Genomic DNA, 18352 nt, shown 5'->3' with positions numbered 1-18352 from the left:
GAGACTATTATTGACCGACCGGACGGTTTATGCAACAACAATTATCAGCCGCGCTTGAGGAGCGCGCGACGGGAGGCAAGAATGACCGATAATGAAAGCGTGCGCGTCACGTTGAAAGACGGCGTGTTGGGCGTAACGCTCAACCGTCCCGAAAAACTGAATTCCTTCAATGTCGATATGCATCTCGCCTTGCGGGCAGCGCTGCAGCGCGCCCATGACGAGGCGGACATTCGCGCCGTTCTTCTGACGGGCGCCGGCCGCGCCTTCTCCGCCGGCCAGGACCTCGGCGACCGCGATCCGCGCCAGATGACGGAGAAGCCGGATCTCGGCGAGACGCTCGAGACCTATTACAATCCGACGCTGCGCCTGATCCGTTCGCTGGAAAAACCCGTGATTTGTGCCGTCAACGGCGTGGCGGCAGGCGCGGGCGCAAACATCGCCTTTGCCTGCGATATCGTGTTCGCCGCGAAATCCGCGAAATTCATCCAGGCCTTTTCGAAGATCGGCCTTATTCCCGATGCCGGCGGCAGCTGGTCGCTGACGCGCGCGCTCGGCGAGCCGCGCGCCAAGGCGCTGGCGATGACCGCTGAGCCGCTTATCGCCGAGAAGGCCGAAGACTGGGGCCTGATCTGGAAGTCCGTCGAAGACGAAAAGCTGATGGAAGAGGCAACGGCGCTTGCGGCAAAGCTTGCAAGTGGCCCGACGAAGGGTCTGGGACTGACCAAACGACTGATCCAGGCGGCCTCCGAACACGACCTTTCCGCCCATCTGAACATGGAGCGCGACTGCCAGCGCGAAGCGGGCCGCACGGATGATTATGCCGAAGGCGTGACCGCCTTTCTGGAAAAGCGCGCGCCGGTCTTCGAGGGAAAATGAACATGGAGGCAACGATCAACGCGATGAGCCCGCAGGAACTGGCCGAAGCCTGCGCCAGGGCGATGTGGAATGACGACAATGCCTCGCGGCACCTCGGCATGACGATCGAGCACATTGCCCCCGGCGAGGCGACGCTTTCCATGACGCTGACGGAGGCGATGACCAATGGCCACGGCAATGCCCATGGCGGCTATCTGTTCACGCTCGCCGACAGCGCCTTCGCCTTTGCCTGCAACACTTATAACCAGCTGACCGTCGCCCAGCACTGCTCGATGACCTACGTAGCACCCGGCGCGCTCGGCGACCGCCTGACCGCCACCGCGCGCGAGGTTTCGCGCAGAGGCCGATCCGGCATCTATGATATAAGCGTGACACGGGAGGACGGAGCGGTGATCGCCGAATTCCGCGGCCATTCGCGCACCATCAACGGCACGCTGCTGAAAGCCTGAGCGCATACGTTTTCGAGGAGGAAGACATGAACGCCATCAACAATCTGAAGCCGTCCCGCGAGATTCTCGACCCGATCGAGGTGGCGAGCCGCGACGAAATCTCCGCCCTTCAGCAAAAGCGCATGGCCTGGTCGCTGAACCACGCCTATGAGAACTCGCCCTTCTACCGCAAGCGCTTCGATGACAGCGGCGTGCATCCGTCCGATTTCAGGACGCTTGCCGACCTCGCGAAGTTTCCCTTCACTGTGAAGACGGACCTGCGCGACACCTACCCCTTCGGCATGTTCGCCGTGCCGCGCGAGAAGCTTGCGCGCATCCACGCCTCCTCCGGCACCACCGGACGCCCGACCGTTGTTGGCTACACCAAGAACGATATCGATGTCTGGGCCGATGTCATGGCCCGCTCGATCCGGGCGTCCGGCGGTCGCGCGGGCGATATCTGTCATGTGGCCTATGGCTACGGGCTTTTCACCGGCGGCCTTGGCGCGCATTACGGCGCCGAACGTCTCGGCTGCACCGTGGTGCCGATCTCCGGCGGCATGACCGAGCGTCAGGTCACCTTGATGAGCGACTTCAAGCCGCAGATCATCATGGTCACCCCGTCCTACATGCTGTCGATCCTCGACGAATTCCGCCGCCAGGGCATCGATCCGCGCGAAAGCTCGCTGAAGGTCGGCATTTTCGGCGCCGAACCCTGGACCAACGCGATGCGGGCGGAAATCGAGGACGCCTTCGACATGCACGCCGTCGACATTTACGGCCTTTCGGAGATCATGGGTCCGGGCGTTGCCAATGAATGCGTGGAAACCAAGGACGGGCTGCATGTCTGGGAAGACCATTTCTATCCCGAAATCATCGACCCGCAGACCGGCGAGGTGCTTCCCGACGGCGCGATGGGCGAGCTGGTCTTCACCACGCTGACCAAGGAGGGCCTGCCGATGGTGCGCTACCGCACCCGCGACCTGACCCGCATCCTGCCCGGCACGGCGCGCTCCATGCGCCGGATCGAAAAGATCACCGGCCGCTCCGACGACATGATCATCCTGCGCGGCGTCAATGTCTTCCCGACCCAGATCGAGGAGATGATCCTGAAATGCGATGGCCTTGCCCCGCATTTCCAGATCGAACTGACCCGCAAGGACCGCATGGACGTGATGACCGTGCATGTGGAGTGCACGCCGGACCAGTCCTCGGCGGAAGCCCGGCTGGCCTCGGCGAAGGAGCTGGCGCACCACATCAAGTCGGTGATCGGCGTTTCAACGAAGATCGACATTCGCGATCCGGAAAGCGTTGCCCGTTCGGAAGGCAAGGCCAAGCGCGTGGTTGACAACCGCCCGAAATAATCACCGGCCGGTTGGTCAATTGATTAGCCAATGCTAAAAGGGGCGAAACCGCCCCTTTTGCCTGCCCATCAGGAGTTTTGAGAGAACATGGCGAGAACACGGGCCAATGATTTCGAGGAAAAGCGGCACGGCCTGCTTTTAAACGCCGCCCATGTGTTCGCCACGCAGGGCATGGAAAAGGCGTCGATGTCGCAGATCGCGCGCGCGGCGGGCGTGTCGAAGGCGCTGCTCTACCACTATTACCCCTCCAAGGAGGCGTTGATCTTCGCCATCATCGCCTCGCATCTGGAGGCGCTTGATGTAGCGCTCGAGGCCGCCGACGACCCGGGCCTCGAACACAAGGCCCGGCTCGAGAAACTGGTGATGACGGTGCTGAACGAATATCGCGGCGCCGATGACCAGCACAAGGTGCAGCTCAATGCGGCGCCTGCCCTTACCGCCGAGCAGACCAAGCAGATCCGCGCGCTCGAGCGCAGCATCGTCGGCCGTTTCTCTGCCGTCATCCGCGAGATCCATCCCGAGCTCGACCGCCCGGAGCGCCCGCTTCTGATGCCGGTCACCATGTCGCTGTTCGGCATGATGAACTGGGTCTATATGTGGTTCCGCGACGGCGGCAAGATCACCCGCGAAGACTATGCGGCAATGGCGACGACGCTGCTCCTGGAAGGCGTAAAGGCGGTCCGGTAGGACGGCAGGCAAGCCGCAAGGACCTTCAGTTCAATCGGTCGGTCGAGGCCGGAGACAGGTGCATCGTCGTAATACTGTAACGAAGACTTGCTAAGTCGCCTCCAGAGCCAATACAGACTGGAGAGCCAATATGCGCAGTATGCTTCTTGCCGCCACTGCCCTGATCGCGATGTCCGTTCCGGCCCTTGCCGATTTCACCCTGGATAGCCGCTACACCGACGCCGACGGCGATCTGATCGCCGATATCCCGTCCGATCCGGCTGAGCTTGTCGATCCGTCCGTTCTGATCTTCGCCTACACGCCGGTTGAAGACCCGGCCGTCTACGCCGAAGCTTGGGCCGATTTCCTGGCCCATATGGAAGAGGTCACCGGCAAGCGGGTCCAGTTCTTCCCCGTCGATTCCAACGCCGCCCAGATCGAGGCCATGCGCGCCGGCCGCCTGCACGTCGCAGGCTTCAACACCGGCTCGAACCCGCTGGCCGTTGCCTGCGCCGGCTTCCGCCCCTTCACCATGATGGCGGCCGAGGACGGCTCGTTCGGCTATGAAATGGAACTGATCACTTATCCGGGCTCCGGCATTGAAGACGTCGAGGACATCAAGGGCAAGACGCTTGCCTTCTCCTCGGAAACCTCCAATTCCGGTTACAAGGCTCCGTCCGCCATTCTGAAATCCGAATACGGCATGGAAGCCGGCACCGATTTCGAAGCCACCTTCTCCGGCAAGCACGACAACACCATTCTCGGCGTTGCCAACAAGGATTATCCGGCCGGCGCCATCGCCAATTCGGTGCGCAAGCGCATGCTCGCCCGCGACGTGATCTCCGATGACCAGATCGAGATCATCTATACCTCGCAGACCTTCCCGACGACCGGTTACGGCGTTGCACACAACCTGACGCCCGCGCTTCAGGACAAGATCAAGGAAGCCTTCGCCTCCTTCGAATGGGAAGGCTCCTCGCTTGAAGAAGAGTTTTCCAAGTCGGGCGAAGCGCAGTTCATCCCGATCACCTTCAAGAACAACTGGGCCGTGATCCGTCAGATCGACGAAGCCAACGGCGTTTCCTACGACTGCCAGTAAGTCAGCCGAAATCCCATTCGGACGGACGGGCGGATTTCATCCGCCCGTCCATCTTTTCGTGGAACACGACATGCTTGAACTGAAATCGCTCACCAAGACCTACAAGACCGGCGACAAGGCTCTGGTCGATGTCAGCCTCACAGTTCCCGAAGGTCAGGTCGTCGGGCTGATCGGGCCATCGGGCGCCGGAAAATCCACGCTCATCCGCTGCATCAACCGTCTGGTCGAACCGACCGGTGGCGCCGTACTCCTGTCGGGCAGCCCGATCACCGGTCAGGACCAGCGCAAGCTGCGCGCCATGCGCCGACGCATCGGCATGATCTTTCAGGAATATGCGCTGGTCGAGCGCCTGACGGTGATGGAGAATGTGCTCTCCGGCCGCCTCGGCTATGTCGGGTTCTGGACCAGTTTCACCCGCCGCTACGGCGCAGACGATATCAGCCGCGCCTATGGCCTTCTCGACCGTGTCGGCCTGCTGCAGCATGCTGACAAGCGCGCGGATGCGCTTTCGGGCGGTCAGCGGCAACGGGTCGGCATTGCCCGCGCCCTTGCCCAGGAACCGGAACTGCTTCTGGTCGACGAACCGACGGCAAGCCTCGACCCAAAGACCAGCCGCCAGATCATGCGGCTTTTGATCGAGATCTGCGCCGAGCGCAACCTTCCGGCGATCGTCAATATCCACGACGTTCCGCTTGCCCGCCAGTTCATGCAGCGGATCGTCGGCCTGCGCGCCGGCGCGGTCGTGTTCGACGGCGCGCCCGATGCGCTGAACGAAACGGTTCTGACCGAAATCTACGGCGCGGAAGACTGGAACGCGATGCGCAGGAACGCCGAGGACGACAACACCGCCGAGGCCGAAGCCGCTGCGCTGATGGCGGGCATCGAAAGATGAGCAGCTATCCGACAACATGGAAACGCCCACCGCAGATCTTCACGCATCGCGGCTGGCGCATCGTCATTCAGGCCGGCTTCGCCGTGTGGCTGGTGCTGGCGCTTGCGACGCTTGACCCGAACTGGGCGCGCATTGCCGAAGGCTGGACGCGCGGCGCGCGCTTCCTTGCCGGCTTCCTCCAGCCCGATTTCACCAGCCGCTGGGGCGATATTTCCAAGGGCCTTGTCGAAAGCCTGACCATGACGCTGACCTCGACGGTCGCCGGCGTCATCATCTCGGTTCCGATCGGCATCGGCGCAGCGCGCAACGTCTCGACGCCGGTCATCTACATGATCTGCCGCGCCATCATCGCCGTCAGCCGCTCGCTGCAGGAGATCATCATCGCGATCTTCTTCGTTGCCATGTTCGGCTTCGGCCCCTTCGCCGGGTTCCTGACGCTCTCCTTCGCGACGATCGGCTTCCTGTCCAAGCTCCTGGCCGAGGACATCGAGGACATCGACGAAGCACAGGCGGAAGCCGTCCGCGCCACCGGCGCCTCATGGCTGCAGATGATCAACTATGCCATCCAGCCGCAGGTGATGCCGCGGCTCATCGGCCTGTCGCTTTACCGGCTCGACATCAACTTCCGCGAGAGCGCGGTGATCGGCATTGTCGGGGCCGGCGGCATCGGCGCGACGCTGAACACGGCGATCGACCGCTACGAATATGACAGCGCCGGCGCGATCATCCTGATCATCATCCTGCTGGTGATGGTGGCCGAATATGGCTCGAGCTACATCCGGAAGCGACTGCAATGACCGATCCTGCCTATCCCGAAATCTGGCGTCGCAGGACCACGCGGCAATCGCTCCTGATCTGGGCCGGTTGGTTCTTCCTCGTTGCGCTGACCGTCTGGTGCTGGCAGTTGATGACCCGCGACACGATCTGGGCCTTCGTCAGCGACGCGCCGGTCCAGGCGGCCGATATCGGCAGCCGCATGTGGCCGCCGCGCCTTTCCTACATGAGTGAGTTGTGGGGGCCGCTCTGGGACACGCTGAACATGGCGACGCTCGGAACCATACTGGGGGTTATCCTTGCCGTCCCGGTGGCGTTTCTCGCCGCGCGCAACACAACCCCGTCGGCATTGATCCTCAGACCCGTTGCGCTTTTCATCATCGTTGCCAGCCGCTCGATCAATTCGCTGATCTGGGCCTTGTTGCTGGTGGCCATCATGGGGCCCGGGCTTCTGGCCGGCGTCATCGCCATCGGCCTGCGTTCGATCGGCTTCATCGGCAAGCTGCTCTATGAGGCAATCGAGGAGGTCGACAGCGCGCCCGTCGAGGCCGTCACCGCAACGGGCGCCAGCCATGCGCAGATTCTCGACTACGCCATCGTGCCGCAGGTGCTGCCCGCCTTCTGGGGCATTACCGTGTTCCGCTGGGATATCAACATTCGCGAGAGCGCGATCCTTGGCCTTGTTGGCGCCGGCGGCCTCGGGCTGAAGCTGCAATCATCGCTCAACGTGCTGGCATGGCCGCAGGTCACCATGATCCTGATCGTCATCCTGGCGACGGTCATCATGTCGGAATGGGTATCGGCCCGCGTCCGCCGGGCAATCATCTAGCGCATCGTGCTTTGTAAGGAGTTGGTTTTTGGCGGATGTGTTTCCGGCAGAGATAATTCCTGAAGAAAAACTGACCTTTGTCCGTTTAGCTCCGGGCCGGAAAAACACTCTGTTGACCCAGATCAAAGCACGAACCGAAGCACAGGAGCGTATTGCAGATATAAAGTTGAGAATTGATTTCATGTTTTCTGGGTACCGACCATGTCCGACCTCACCATTGGCTTTGGTTCAAGCTTCGCGCTCCCGACAGAAGAGCCTGCGGGGACGCGAACGACCGAAGACCCACTGACAAGCCGCTCGACCCGCGATGCCTTCTCCTCAAGGCCGCGCCCCCTGACCTCAGCGGATGAAGCAACCTGGCTCCGGGTCGTTGCGCTGAAGGCCGGCGACCGGTTTCGCAGAAAACTTGGCGCGCTCGGGATAAAGCCGGGCAGCAACATCCGGATCGTCTGCCGCACGCAAGGTGGGCCGCTGGTTGTCGCCCTTGGCGGCGTCGGGGAAGGCCGCATCGCGATCGGCGCGGGCATGGCCGCCAGGATCACGGTCGTGCCGTCAGAGGATTTCTGCAAACAGGGAGCACCAAGACAATGACGTCCGAAGAGCTGCAGGTTGGCGCAAAGATACGCGTGACCGGATATCATCGCGGCGAACGGGCTGGTCGCCAGCGCCTGCTCGCCATGGGAATCACGCCGGGAACCGATTTTCTCGTGACCCGGATCGCCCCGTTCGGCGACCCCGTCGAAATCCGCATCCGTGATTTTTCCCTTTCTCTGCGCCGCGCCGAGCTCTCTGCATTCCGGGGCGAAAGGGTGCCGTCATGACGTCGATCACGATCGCGACGGCAGGCAATCCGAACTGCGGCAAGACCACGCTCTTCAACGCGCTGACAGGCGCGCGTCAAAGGGTTGGCAACTGGCCCGGCGTCACGGTCGACCGCAAGGAAGGCCGCTTCTTGCACAAGGATACCACCGTCAATGTGGTTGACCTGCCCGGCACCTACTCTCTCGGCGATGGCAGCGAGGCCGGCCTCGACGAGACCATCGCCCGGGACTACATCCTCTCCGGCGAAGCCGATATCGTGCTCAACATCGTCGATGCCTCGAACCTGGAGCGCAATCTCTACCTGACTGCCCAGCTCATCGAAATGCAGGTTCCCGTCATTGTCGCGCTCAACATGATGGACATGGCCGCGGAGAGTGGTCTCAGGATCGATTGCGACAAGCTGGCAAGCCTGCTCGGCTGCCCGGTCGTGCCGATCATTGCAAGGCGCAGCAAGGGCATCGATGCGCTGAAGGACGCCATCATTCTCGCGGCAGATGCCGCCAAGGCGCCCACCGCGCGCCTGTCCTACCAGCCGGAGGTCGAGGCCGCGATTGCGGCGCTTTCAGGTCCCGCCGCCGCACTGGCCGGGAAACGGGGCGCCAAGCCCTATTGGCTTGCGGCCCGCCTGATTGAGGGCGATGCGGCTCTGGAAGCCTTGTGCGACAGCGCGCTGGCGCGACAGGCAGAAGAGGCCCGAGAAAATGTCGAGGACGCGCTCGACGAGGACATCGACATTCTCTTCGCCGATATTCGCTACGGCTTTGCCAACAGCATTGCCCGTTCGGCCGTCAAGCGCACGCACCGGGTGTCGCGCACATTGTCGGACCGGATCGACGCGATTGTTCTCAACCGCATGCTCGGCATTCCGATCTTTCTGGCGGTCATGTATGCGATGTTTCTGTTCGCCATCAACTTTGCCAGCGCCTTCATCGATTTCTTCGACATTCTGACAGGGACGCTGCTGGTCGACTGGCCGAGCGCGGCGCTGACGGCCATCAGCGCGCCGGGTTGGCTGATTGCCATCCTGCCGCAGGGCGTTGGTGCAGGCATCCAGACCGTGTCGACCTTCATTCCGGTGATCGGCTTCCTGTTCCTGTTCCTCACATTCCTGGAGGATTCGGGCTATATGGCCCGCGCCGCCTTTGTGATGGACCGGTCGATGCGCGCCATCGGCCTGCCCGGCAAGTCCTTCATCCCGATGGTGCTCGGCTTCGGCTGCTCCGTGCCGGCCGTCATGGCAACCCGAACGCTCGACAATCGCCGCGACCGGATCATGACGGTGATGATGTCGCCATTCATGTCCTGCGGGGCAAGGCTCCCGGTCTACGCGCTGTTTGCGGCCGCCTTCTTCCCCGTCGGCGGGCAGAACGTGGTGTTCGCGCTCTATCTGATCGGCATTCTGGCCGCGATCGCGACCGGGCTTCTGCTCAAGAACACCCTGCTGCGCGGTCCCGTCTCTCCCTTCATCATGGAGTTGCCGCCCTATCACGTCCCGACAATCAGGAGCCTCCTCAGAACGACATGGGACAGGCTGAAGGCCTTCATGTTCAAGGCCGGCAGGGTCATCATCGCCGTCGTCATGGTTCTTGGCTTCCTCAATTCGCTCGGAACGGACGGTTCCTTCGGCAATGACGACACGGAGGCCTCGGTTCTGTCGGCCATTGGCCGCAGCATTACGCCGATTGTCGAGCCGATGGGTATTAAAGAAGACAACTGGCCGGCAACCGTCGGCCTGTTCACCGGAATCTTCGCCAAGGAAGCGGTGGTCGGCACGCTGAATGCACTTTATGGCCAGATCGCCGAGAACGAGGCTGCCGGAGAAGAAGCGCAAGAGACGTTCAGCGTCGTCGCCGGTATCAGCGAGGCCTTCGCCTCCATTCCGGCCAATCTCGCAGACGCTGCGGCAAGCCTCACCGATCCGCTCGTCCTCGGCGTCGGCGACATCGCCGATCAGACTGTCGCAGCCGAGGAACAGGGCGTTTCGACCGGCATCTTCGGCGCCATGGCCGCCCGCTTCAACGGCAGGATCGGGGCTTTCGCCTATCTCCTGGCGATCCTGCTCTATATGCCCTGCGTTGCGGCAACGGCCGCCATATGGCGCGAAAGCGGGACCCGCTGGACGCTGTTTGCCGTAACCTGGACAACCGGGCTCGCCTACGGATCGGCCGTGCTGGTCTATCAGCTCGGAACGTTTTCGGATCACCCCGCAGCCTCCAGCCTGTGGACCGCCGGCATCCTCGGCCTCCTGGCGGTCGTGATCGCCGCAATGCGCCTTCTTTCCGGTCCCAAAGCCACCGTGCCGGATCGCCCGCGCGGCGCAACCGCATAAGGAAGTCAGGCATGCTGCTCGCAGATATCAGGCTCCATCTCTCCGAGAACGGAAGCGCGTCCATCCAGGAACTTTCCAACCGCTTCGATACCGACATCGAAGCGGTGGAGAACATCATGTCTGTTCTGAGACGAAAGGGTTCCGTGCGTCAGATCTCGGGCGAGCCGCCGGCCTGCGCCAGGGCGGGATGCGGTTGCGGCTGCGCATGCTCGTCGGCCGCGCAGAAAAGCGCCGATGTCTATGAATGGGTCGGCAGATCGAAACGGGCGCGACAAGCGCCGGGCTGATCGCTCAACCGGCCGGGTGGGCTGCAAGGCTGCCGAACTGCCCCGCGTGATAAAGAAGCGGGGCTGCGTCCGGATCGCGATCCAGATGCCGGACATGACCGAGGAGAAGGACATGGTCGCCAGCCTCGACCTGCTTGACCACGTCGGCCACGATCACCGCTGCCGCCTCGCGCAGGACGGGCAGCCCGTGGCGGTGCTCCAGGAACAGGTCCGTCAATGTTCCATCCGGTCGCCCGGCAAAATGCAAGGCATGCGCGCGCATCGCCTCCGTCAGGATATTCACGGCAAAACGGCGCGCGCTCAAAACCCTGCCCAGCATCCTCGACCGGCGATCGAGAGAGATTGCGATCAATGGCGGATCGAGCGAGACTGACATGAACGCACTGGCCGTCATGCCGTGGTCGCCCTCGCCTGAACGCGTGGTGATGACCGTGACGCCGGTGGCAAACCGGCCGCAGCAATCGCGCAGGTCGCGAGGGTCGATCCTGTCGACAAAGGCGGTTTCAGACATCGGCATCTTTTCCTGTTGAAGCCTCTCATGCCCTCTCGGCACCCGCCCCCGCCCTGCGGGTATAACATGACAAGGCGGGCCGGTTTCGGGGCCGGTTATGCGGCCGCGAGCTCCTGTCGGACGATTGCCGCACCGGCACTCAGCGCCTCGAGTTTTCCTCTGGCAACGCTGCGCGAAAGCGGCGTCATGCCGCAATTGGTGCAGGGGTAAAGCTTGTCCGCATCGACAAACCGAAGCGCCCTGCGCAGGGTCGCGGCGACCTCCTCCGGCGCCTCGATGGTGTTGGACGCAACATCGATCGCGCCGACCATCACCTTCTTGCCGCGAATGAGCTCGATCAGCTCCATCGGCACATGTGAGTTGTGGCATTCCAGCGAAACCATATCGATATTGGAGGCCTGAAGCCTTGGGAAGGTTTCTTCATACTGGCGCCACTCAGAGCCCAGCGTCTTCTTCCAGTCGGTATTGGCCTTGATGCCATATCCATAGCAGATATGGACCGCGGTCTCGCATTTCAGCCCTTCGATCGCCCTTTCCAGAGTGGCAATGCCCCAGTCATTCACCTCCTCGAAGAACACGTTGAAGGCGGGCTCGTCGAACTGGATGATGTCCACGCCGGCCGCTTCCAGCTCGCGCGCTTCCTGATTGAGAATTTTGGCAAACTCCCAGGCAAGCTTTTCACGGCTCTGGTAATGGGCGTCATAAAGCGTATCGATCATCGTCATCGGGCCGGGCAGCGCCCATTTGATCGGACCGTCGGTCAGGCTGCGGAGGAACTTCGCGTCTTCGACAAAGACCGGTTTTTCGCGCGACACCGCGCCGACGACGGTTGGGACACTGGCGTCATAGCGATTGCGGATCCTGACGGTCTCGCGCTTCTCGAAATCGACGCCATCAAGATGCTCGATGAAGGTCGTCACGAAGTGCTGGCGGGTCTGCTCACCATCGCTGACGATATCGATGCCGGCGCGCTGTTGCTCGGCCAGCGTCAGCCGCAGCGCATCCTGTTTGCCCTCGGCAAGTTCCGCGCCCTCAAGCTTCCAGGGGGACCAGAGCTTTTCGGGTTCTGCGATCCATGCGGGCTTGGGCAGGCTGCCGGCAGTCGACGTGGGGAGCAGTTTTTTCATGAACGGCAATCCTGTCATTGTGCGTATTGCGCGGACCAGTCGTTGAGAATGGCCCGGTAGGGCTTGATGAAGTTTTCCTCGGCAAACCGGCCCTGCTCGCTCGCCAGACGCGTCCGCTCGACGCGGTCATAGACGATCCGGGTGAGCGAGTGATCGCCATGCCCGAGGTTCGGCTTGTAGCGCTCGCCGGCGGCGGAATTGGCGTTGTAGATCTCGGGCCGATAGATCTTCTGGAATGTCTCCATCGTCGCGATGGTGCCGATCAGTTCGAGATCGGTGTAATCCAGAAGCAGATCGCCGAAGAAATAGAAGGCGAAGGGCGCGGCGCTGCCGGGCGGCATGAAATAGCGAACCTCCATCCCCATTTTCCGGAAATACTGCTCGGTGAGCGATGTCTCATTCGGTCGGTACTCAAAGCCCAGAACCGGATGCAGGTTGGCCGTTCGATGATAGACCTTGCTGTCCGACACGCTGAGGCAGATCACCGGCGGCTTGCGGAAGTGTTCTCTGTAGGTCTGCGAGTGGACGAAGGCCTTGAACAGCTTGCCGTGCAGTTCGCCGAAATCATCGGGAATGCTGAAGCCGGCGCGGTCCTTGTTGTGCTCGGGAAGCACGACGCTGAAATCATAGTCGCGCACATAGGAGGAGAAATTGTTGCCGACAATGCCCTCGATGCGCGCGCCCGTCCCGTGGTCGACGATCGTCGTCTTGAGCACCTCGATGGCCGGGAAGCTGTTGCCGTCGCCCTCGACATCGAGTTCGACGGAAATGATGTCGAGTTCGACCGAATAGCGATCGCTCTCGGGATTGTCCCACTGCGCCAGGCTGTTGCAGCGATTGTCGATCATCCGCAACGCATTGCGCAGGTTCTCCCGACGGCTCTCGCCTCTGGCAAGATTGGCGAAGTTGGTGGTGATCCGCGTGCCATCGGACGGCGTGTAGTCTTCGTCGAAGCGAATGCTCTTGATCGTGAAGGTGAAATCTTTGGTCATCATGATCTGCTGTCCTGGCTTCCGGGGCAAGGCCCGAGTCCGTTTCTTGCGTGTTCGTGGTTTCTTGCTCTTCGTTTCAGGCCCGCCCGGTCGGCGCATTTCCCGTGTCGACGAACAAGCCAATGCCTGTTCTATGTCAGAGCCAATCCATGAATGAAAATGATTTTATTTCAGGAAAACATGACAGAAACTCATAGTGAATGCTGCCGGTCTTGATGAACGGCAAATCTGCGTGCTTTTTAGCCGTCCGGATTGCACGCCTGAACGCAGCGGTCGATTCAGATTCTGACGGTTTCGGCAAGCGCCATGAAGCCATCCAGATAGTCGGAACGCTCGCCACTCCGGTGGCCGAGATGAATCGACTTTGCGATCCCCTCGCCAATCCGGACGCCCTTCACCCCCTTGGCTTCGCGCAGGAGCCAGTCGGGGGTCGCGCTGACGGCGCGGCCGGATGCGACCAGTCGCAACATCAGATCGGTCGTTTCCACCGTGCGGTGACGGCGCGGCAGGGCGTGGGCGGGCACGAGGAAGCGGGTGTAGATATCGAGCCTCTCACGCGAGACCGGATAGGTGATCAGGGTTTCGCCCGCCAGATCCTCCGGCTCGATCCGTTGCTTTTGCACCAGCGGGTGGTTTTCGGCCACCGCCAGAACCAGTTCGTAATCGAAGACAGGCCTGTATTCGAGCCCCGCCCGTTCGATAGGATCGGGGGTGACGAGAATGTCGATCTCGTGGCTCAGAAGCGCTGCCAGACCGCCGAACTGGAAGGCCGTCGTCACATCCAGCTCGACATCCGGCCATTCCGCCAGGAACGGGTCCACCACCCGCATCAGCCAATCCTGGCAGGGATGGCATTCCATCCCCACCCGGATCGCGCCGCGCCGCCCGCGCGCGTAATCATCAAGAACCGCCGCGCCATGTTCGAGTTGCGGCAACACACGCATTGCCAGGCCAAGGAGATAGTTCCCCGCAAGCGTCAGGCGCAGCTTATGTCCCTCACGCTCCCACAATTTGACGCCATGGCGCCCCTCGAAGCGGCGGATCGCATGGCTGACGGCCGATTGCGTCAGGTTCAACTGCTCGGCCGCCTGGGTCAGGCTGCCGGTGCGGTCAATCTCGCGCAGGATGGAGAGCGGCTGGATATCGATCATTGAGCATGACCCCTTGTCATGGACGTAGTTTCCTTGTCGAAGCCACGTCATGATAGACAATCGATACCGTCTTACCAAGGGACCGATGCATCTGGCGGCAAGACCACCGGATAGGCAGAACGGCACCGCTCAGCCGAGCCGCAGAAGGAAGATGATATTGTCCTTCACCTGCGCGGTTTGACCTTCCGGCCCCTTTGCCGCGCGCTCGATCTGGCAGACGCAGTTGCGCTGCCAGTCATCCGGGGCAAGATGCATCGCGCGAAACGTTTCCTCGGCAGTGGGCGGCGGCGTCTCATTCGATGACCAGGACCATGGCGCGTATGAGCCGTGCTCGACGATCAGAAGATGTCCGCCCGGCCTGACGACACCGGCGGCGCGCGCTAGGACCTCAGTGCGCGGCCAGTCGTGCGGCGAATGCAGAAAGCTCGCCGTCACCAGGTCATAAGCGCCCTTGGGGAAAGAAACGGCGAGATCGTGCGCCTCGAAGCGCATGCGGTCCGCCACGCCGGCGCGGCGCGCATTGTCCGCCGCATATTCAAGCGCGACGGATGAAATATCGACTGCGGTGACCGCCCAGCCCCGCCGGGCGAGCCAGACGGCGTCGTCACCCCTGGCGCAGCCGAGCTCCAGCGCGGTGCCCGCAGCAAGCGGACCGGCAAACTGGGCAAGGGCCTGCCCCGGCCTCCCTGAAGACATCGGCGAGGCCCTGGAATAGAGATCGTTCCAGAATTCGCCCTGTGCAGCCGCCTGCATCACGATGCCCTCCCGTCGTGCTGTCTGAGATCGGGGTCGAAGATCAGCGAGCGATGCGCAGAACCGCCGGCCATCGTACCGGCCGCGGCCGCAAGGGTTGCGTTCGGCATCGGGCTTGCCAGATCGCCGGCGGCAAAGACACCGGCAACCGTCGTCGCCTGCATTTGGTCGACGGCAACATAAGGACCGGTCGGCCCATCTCGCATTTCGCAGCCCAGTTGGGCAGCGATGTCGCTGGAAGGCGCGGTAATCGGCGCGAGGAACAGGCCGGCAAGCGCAACCTTTCGGCCGTCTTCAAGCTTAACCGCTTCAAGCGCCGATCCGGAACCGATGAGCTCCGCCACCGGCGTTTCCTCGATCCGCACACCACGGCTTTGCAGCGATTGCGTTTCATCCGGTGAGAGCCGAACCAATCCTTGCGTAAACAGCGTCGTCGGCCCCCAGTCGGGCAGCAGCATCGCCTGATGCAGGGCCATCTCGCCGCGCGCCAGCACCCCGACGGGCTGCCGGTTGAGTTCATAGCCGTGGCAATAGGGGCAATGCAGCACGCTCGCGCCCCAGCGCTCGGCAAGACCGGGAAGATCGGGCAGGCTGTCGCGCACGCCATAGGCGAGGACGATCCGCCGTGCGGCAACATCGCCGCCATCGGCCAGAGACACGCGGAAACCATTGCCTTCACGTTTGGCCGAAAGGGCCGCCCCGTCGCGAAAACGAACGGTCGGATAGGCGCTCAGCTCTTCGCTGAACCACGCCTTGATATCGGCCGGGCTTTGCCCGTCCTGGCCCGGAAACCCGTGCGACGCCGCTGCAAACCGGTTTCTGGGCATGCCGGTATCCAGCACCAACACCTGTTTTCGCGCCCGCGCCAGCTGCATGGCGGCTGACATTCCGGCAAAACTGCCGCCGATAATGAGAACATCATGATCCATAGCCTGATCCTGTGTTTGGCTTAATGTATTTTTATGAGTTACATGAAATCCCGAACCGAAGCAAGACATGAAACTTTCATTGTTTCATGATCACTGCTAGACAAGAGGCATCCGAAAGTCAGGAGCCCATTTGATGCCGCGCGACCTCCGCCTGTCCCGTATGCTGCACGTGCTGATCCATCTCGACCGGCACGTCGAACGCGCGACGTCGGATCAGATCGCCGGGATGATTTCGACGAATCCTGTCGTGGTGCGGCGGATGATGGCGGGCCTCAGGGACAAGGAAATCCTGATCTCGGAAAAGGGCCATGGCGGCGGCTGGCAACTGGCGCACCCCTTGAGCGCAATATCGCTGCTTGATGTCTACGAGGCGATCGGCAGCCCGCCCTTGTTCAACATCGGCCCCGGCGCGGAGCCCGCCGACTGTCTGGTGGAGAAGGCCGTCGACGCGCGGCTTGACCTTGCGATGCAGGAAGCCGAACGCCGCCTGTTGCAGCAGTTCTCCGAGATCTCGGTGGAGGACCTGGCGCAGGATTTCGAGCACCGGTTTGCCGCCCTTCACGGGGACGCCGACAGTAATACGGCAGCCGCTTTCTCGCATGCCAAGAGCTGATCTTCGGACCCCGTCCAGTTTGAAGTGATCAGGCGCAGCGCCCAGTCGCCGGGCCAAGTCGCCGGGCCAAGTCTCCGGGCCAAGTCTCCGGCCATGTCGCCGGGCCATGACGGTCCATCACGACGCTGTATTCAAGGCCGGATATCGAAACGATTTTCAGGCGCGCGCAGAAAAGTGGTTGCCATCAAAATCGGCTTCCCTTAAATGTAACGTTATTACATTACCAGTCTAACCAGACTGTTCCCTGACTTGAGTGAAAGCCCTTTGATGGCCGAGGCCTGCCTGACCTTTCGCGATCTGACGCTCGGATACAACCGGCATCCGGCTGTGCACCACCTGAACGGCGTTGTCGGCAAGGGCAGTCTGACGGCGGTGGTCGGCGGCAACGGCTCGGGCAAGTCGACGCTGATGAAGGGCATTGTCGGGTTGCTGCGGCCGCTTGGCGGCAGTTGCGCGGTCGCGCCCGGCACGCGTCTGGCCTATCTGCCGCAACTGTCGGAACTCGACCGCAGTTTTCCCGCGCGGGTCGTGGACCTCGTTTCGCTGGGGCTGTGGCCGCGGCGCGGTCTTCTCGGGCGGCATCGCGCCGAGGACCGGCGGGCGGTCAGCGACGCGCTGATGGCCGTGGGTCTTAAAGGCTTTGAAAAGCGGCCCGTCGACAGCCTCTCCGGCGGCCAGCTGCAAAGAGCGCTGTTTGCGCGGGTTCTGGTGCAGGACGCCGATCTCATTCTGCTGGACGAACCGTTCAACGCGGTCGATGCGCGCACGATCACCGATCTTGTGGCGCTGATCAAGAACTGGCACGGGGAGCAGCGAACGGTCATGGTCGTCGTTCATGACCTCGATCTCGTTCGCGAACACTTTCCCGAAGCGCTGCTGCTGGCCAGACGGCCCATCGCCTGGGGCGACGTTCACGGCACGCTTTCGGCGGAGAACCTGCTGCGTGCCCGCCATTACAGCGAGCCATGGGATGAGCACGCGCCGTGGTGCGGGCCCGAGGGCGATGCAGGCCTGCCACGAGTTGGGGCGGGAGCGCGATCATGATCTACGACGCTCTGGTGCTGCCCTTCGTCGAGTTCGCCTTCATGCAGAGGGCCTTGTCCGGCGCGTTGATGCTGTCGCTCAGCGCCTGCCCGGTCGGCGTGTTCCTGATGCTGCGGCGCATGAGCCTGACCGGCGATGCGATGGCGCATGCCATCCTTCCGGGCGCGGCCGCCGGCTTTCTGCTTTATGGCCTCGAAATCGTGCCGATGACGATTGGCGGGCTTGTCGCCGGGATCTTCGTGGCGCTCGGCGCGGGCGCCATCGCCCGGCTCACGGTGCAGAAGGAGGATGCCTCGATGGCCGCCTTCTATCTGATTTCGCTGGCGCTTGGCGTGATGATGGTGTCGATGCGGGGGTCCAGCGTCGATCTGATGCATGTCCTGTTCGGCACGGTGCTGGCGCTGAACGACGATGCGCTGACATTGATCGCGCTGGTCTCCGTCACCTCCATGGTTCTCGTCGGCCTGTTCTGGCGGGCGCTGGTGGCCGAATGCATGGACCCGCTGTTCCTGCGCTCCGTCTCCCGCCTTGGCTCGCCGGTGCATTTCATCTTTCTCGGCCTCGTGGTCATCAATCTGGTGGCGGGCTTTCAGGCGCTCGGAACGCTTCTGTCCGTCGGGCTGATGGTGCTGCCGGCAGCCGCCGCCCGCTTCTGGACGCAACGCGTTTCGACCATGTGCGCACTCGCCATCGCCATCGGCGTTGTTTCCTCCATCGTCGGCCTGCTGCTGTCCTATCACGCCTCGCTGCCTTCCGGCCCGGCGATCATCCTGTCGGCCGGCGCGATCTATTTCGTTTCGGTCGTCGCAAGCCCGCGCGGCCTTCTTCTGTCGCGCCTGCCGAACTCGCTGCATCGCGCGGCCTGA

Annotated in this window: 21 protein-coding genes; 15 read left to right on the top strand and 6 right to left on the bottom strand. The window is 62.4% G+C overall.

Annotated elements, in window-relative coordinates; translation table 11 throughout:
- The first annotated feature begins 81 nt into the window (after positions 1-81).
- The 12 genes from paaG (at position 82) to AZF01_RS20655 (ending at position 10366) form a co-directional block, all read left to right on the top strand.
- Positions 82-876, top strand: coding sequence for a 2-(1,2-epoxy-1,2-dihydrophenyl)acetyl-CoA isomerase PaaG (gene paaG, locus AZF01_RS20710; protein ID WP_024706779.1), 795 nt, complete (start codon positions 82-84; stop codon positions 874-876).
- A gap of 2 nt (positions 877-878) precedes the next feature.
- Positions 879-1325, top strand: coding sequence for a hydroxyphenylacetyl-CoA thioesterase PaaI (gene paaI / locus AZF01_RS20705; protein WP_024706780.1), 447 nt, complete (start codon positions 879-881; stop codon positions 1323-1325).
- A gap of 26 nt (positions 1326-1351) precedes the next feature.
- Entirely contained in the window at positions 1352-2668 is a 1317-nt protein-coding gene (gene paaK, locus AZF01_RS20700; RefSeq protein ID WP_152534449.1) for a phenylacetate--CoA ligase PaaK, read from the top strand.
- Positions 2669-2755: 87 nt separating this feature from the next.
- Positions 2756-3355 (top strand): TetR/AcrR family transcriptional regulator, encoded by a 600-nt coding sequence (locus tag AZF01_RS20695; RefSeq protein ID WP_024706782.1) that lies wholly within the window; start codon positions 2756-2758, stop codon positions 3353-3355.
- Between the two features lie 139 nt (positions 3356-3494).
- Positions 3495-4433 (top strand): phosphate/phosphite/phosphonate ABC transporter substrate-binding protein, encoded by a 939-nt coding sequence (gene phnD / locus AZF01_RS20690; protein ID WP_371260707.1) that lies wholly within the window; start codon positions 3495-3497, stop codon positions 4431-4433.
- Between the two features lie 70 nt (positions 4434-4503).
- Positions 4504-5325, top strand: coding sequence for a phosphonate ABC transporter ATP-binding protein (gene phnC, locus AZF01_RS20685; protein ID WP_024706784.1), 822 nt, complete (start codon positions 4504-4506; stop codon positions 5323-5325).
- A complete protein-coding gene (gene phnE / locus AZF01_RS20680; protein ID WP_024706785.1) occupies positions 5322-6122 on the top strand; it encodes a phosphonate ABC transporter, permease protein PhnE in 801 nt (266 codons plus the stop codon). Before phnC ends, phnE (AZF01_RS20680) begins: the two co-directional genes overlap by 4 nt.
- On the top strand, positions 6119-6928 hold the full coding sequence (gene phnE / locus AZF01_RS20675; RefSeq protein WP_024706786.1) for a phosphonate ABC transporter, permease protein PhnE: 810 nt from the start codon (positions 6119-6121) through the stop codon (positions 6926-6928). The genes phnE (AZF01_RS20680) and phnE (AZF01_RS20675) overlap by 4 nt, the downstream gene beginning before the upstream one ends.
- Positions 6929-7129: 201 nt before the next feature.
- Positions 7130-7519 (top strand): ferrous iron transport protein A, encoded by a 390-nt coding sequence (locus AZF01_RS20670; protein WP_024706787.1) that lies wholly within the window; start codon positions 7130-7132, stop codon positions 7517-7519.
- On the top strand, positions 7516-7749 hold the full coding sequence (locus AZF01_RS20665) for a FeoA family protein (RefSeq protein WP_024706788.1): 234 nt from the start codon (positions 7516-7518) through the stop codon (positions 7747-7749). The genes AZF01_RS20670 and AZF01_RS20665 overlap by 4 nt, the downstream gene beginning before the upstream one ends.
- Positions 7746-10079 carry a Fe(2+) transporter permease subunit FeoB gene (gene feoB, locus AZF01_RS20660; protein ID WP_024706789.1) on the top strand — a complete coding sequence of 778 codons (2334 nt, stop codon included), beginning with the start codon at positions 7746-7748 and terminating at the stop codon, positions 10077-10079. Before AZF01_RS20665 ends, feoB begins: the two co-directional genes overlap by 4 nt.
- Before the next feature lie 11 nt (positions 10080-10090).
- A complete protein-coding gene (locus AZF01_RS20655) occupies positions 10091-10366 on the top strand; it encodes a FeoC-like transcriptional regulator (RefSeq protein WP_024706790.1) in 276 nt (91 codons plus the stop codon).
- Positions 10367-10370: 4 nt separating this feature from the next.
- Here the strand turns inward: AZF01_RS20655 and AZF01_RS20650 are convergent, their stop codons facing one another.
- The 6 genes from AZF01_RS20650 to AZF01_RS20625 all read right to left on the bottom strand — a co-directional run bounded on the left by AZF01_RS20650 (position 10371) and on the right by AZF01_RS20625 (position 15829).
- Complete coding sequence (locus AZF01_RS20650; protein WP_024706791.1) at positions 10371-10877, bottom strand: flavin reductase family protein; 507 nt, start codon at positions 10875-10877, stop codon at positions 10371-10373.
- Between the two features lie 95 nt (positions 10878-10972).
- Complete coding sequence (locus AZF01_RS20645) at positions 10973-12004, bottom strand: methionine synthase (protein WP_024706792.1); 1032 nt, start codon at positions 12002-12004, stop codon at positions 10973-10975.
- Positions 12005-12018: 14 nt separating this feature from the next.
- Positions 12019-12996, bottom strand: coding sequence for a DUF1852 domain-containing protein (locus AZF01_RS20640; protein ID WP_024706793.1), 978 nt, complete (start codon positions 12994-12996; stop codon positions 12019-12021).
- A gap of 278 nt (positions 12997-13274) precedes the next feature.
- The gene (locus AZF01_RS20635) at positions 13275-14147 is read right to left on the bottom strand and encodes a LysR family transcriptional regulator (protein WP_024706794.1); all 873 of its coding nucleotides are present in this window, start codon (positions 14145-14147) and stop codon (positions 13275-13277) included.
- Positions 14148-14276: 129 nt separating this feature from the next.
- Complete coding sequence (locus AZF01_RS20630) at positions 14277-14900, bottom strand: bifunctional 2-polyprenyl-6-hydroxyphenol methylase/3-demethylubiquinol 3-O-methyltransferase UbiG (protein ID WP_024706795.1); 624 nt, start codon at positions 14898-14900, stop codon at positions 14277-14279.
- Complete coding sequence (locus AZF01_RS20625) at positions 14900-15829, bottom strand: NAD(P)/FAD-dependent oxidoreductase (RefSeq protein WP_024706796.1); 930 nt, start codon at positions 15827-15829, stop codon at positions 14900-14902. The genes AZF01_RS20630 and AZF01_RS20625 overlap by 1 nt, the downstream gene beginning before the upstream one ends.
- 133 nt (positions 15830-15962) lie before the next feature.
- Between AZF01_RS20625 and AZF01_RS20620 the strand changes: the two genes are divergently transcribed.
- From AZF01_RS20620 to aztB, 3 genes are all read left to right on the top strand, one after another.
- Positions 15963-16442 (top strand): Rrf2 family transcriptional regulator, encoded by a 480-nt coding sequence (locus AZF01_RS20620; protein WP_024706797.1) that lies wholly within the window; start codon positions 15963-15965, stop codon positions 16440-16442.
- A 267-nt stretch (positions 16443-16709) separates the two neighbouring features.
- Entirely contained in the window at positions 16710-17486 is a 777-nt protein-coding gene (aztA, locus tag AZF01_RS20615; RefSeq protein WP_024706798.1) for a zinc ABC transporter ATP-binding protein AztA, read from the top strand.
- The gene (aztB, locus tag AZF01_RS20610) at positions 17483-18352 is read left to right on the top strand and encodes a zinc ABC transporter permease AztB (protein WP_152534450.1); all 870 of its coding nucleotides are present in this window, start codon (positions 17483-17485) and stop codon (positions 18350-18352) included. The genes aztA and aztB overlap by 4 nt, the downstream gene beginning before the upstream one ends.

The organism is Martelella sp. AD-3 (assembly GCF_001578105.1).
Taxonomy (GTDB): Bacteria; Pseudomonadota; Alphaproteobacteria; order Rhizobiales; family Rhizobiaceae; genus Martelella.
This window is presented reverse-complemented; position numbering and strand designations above follow the sequence as displayed.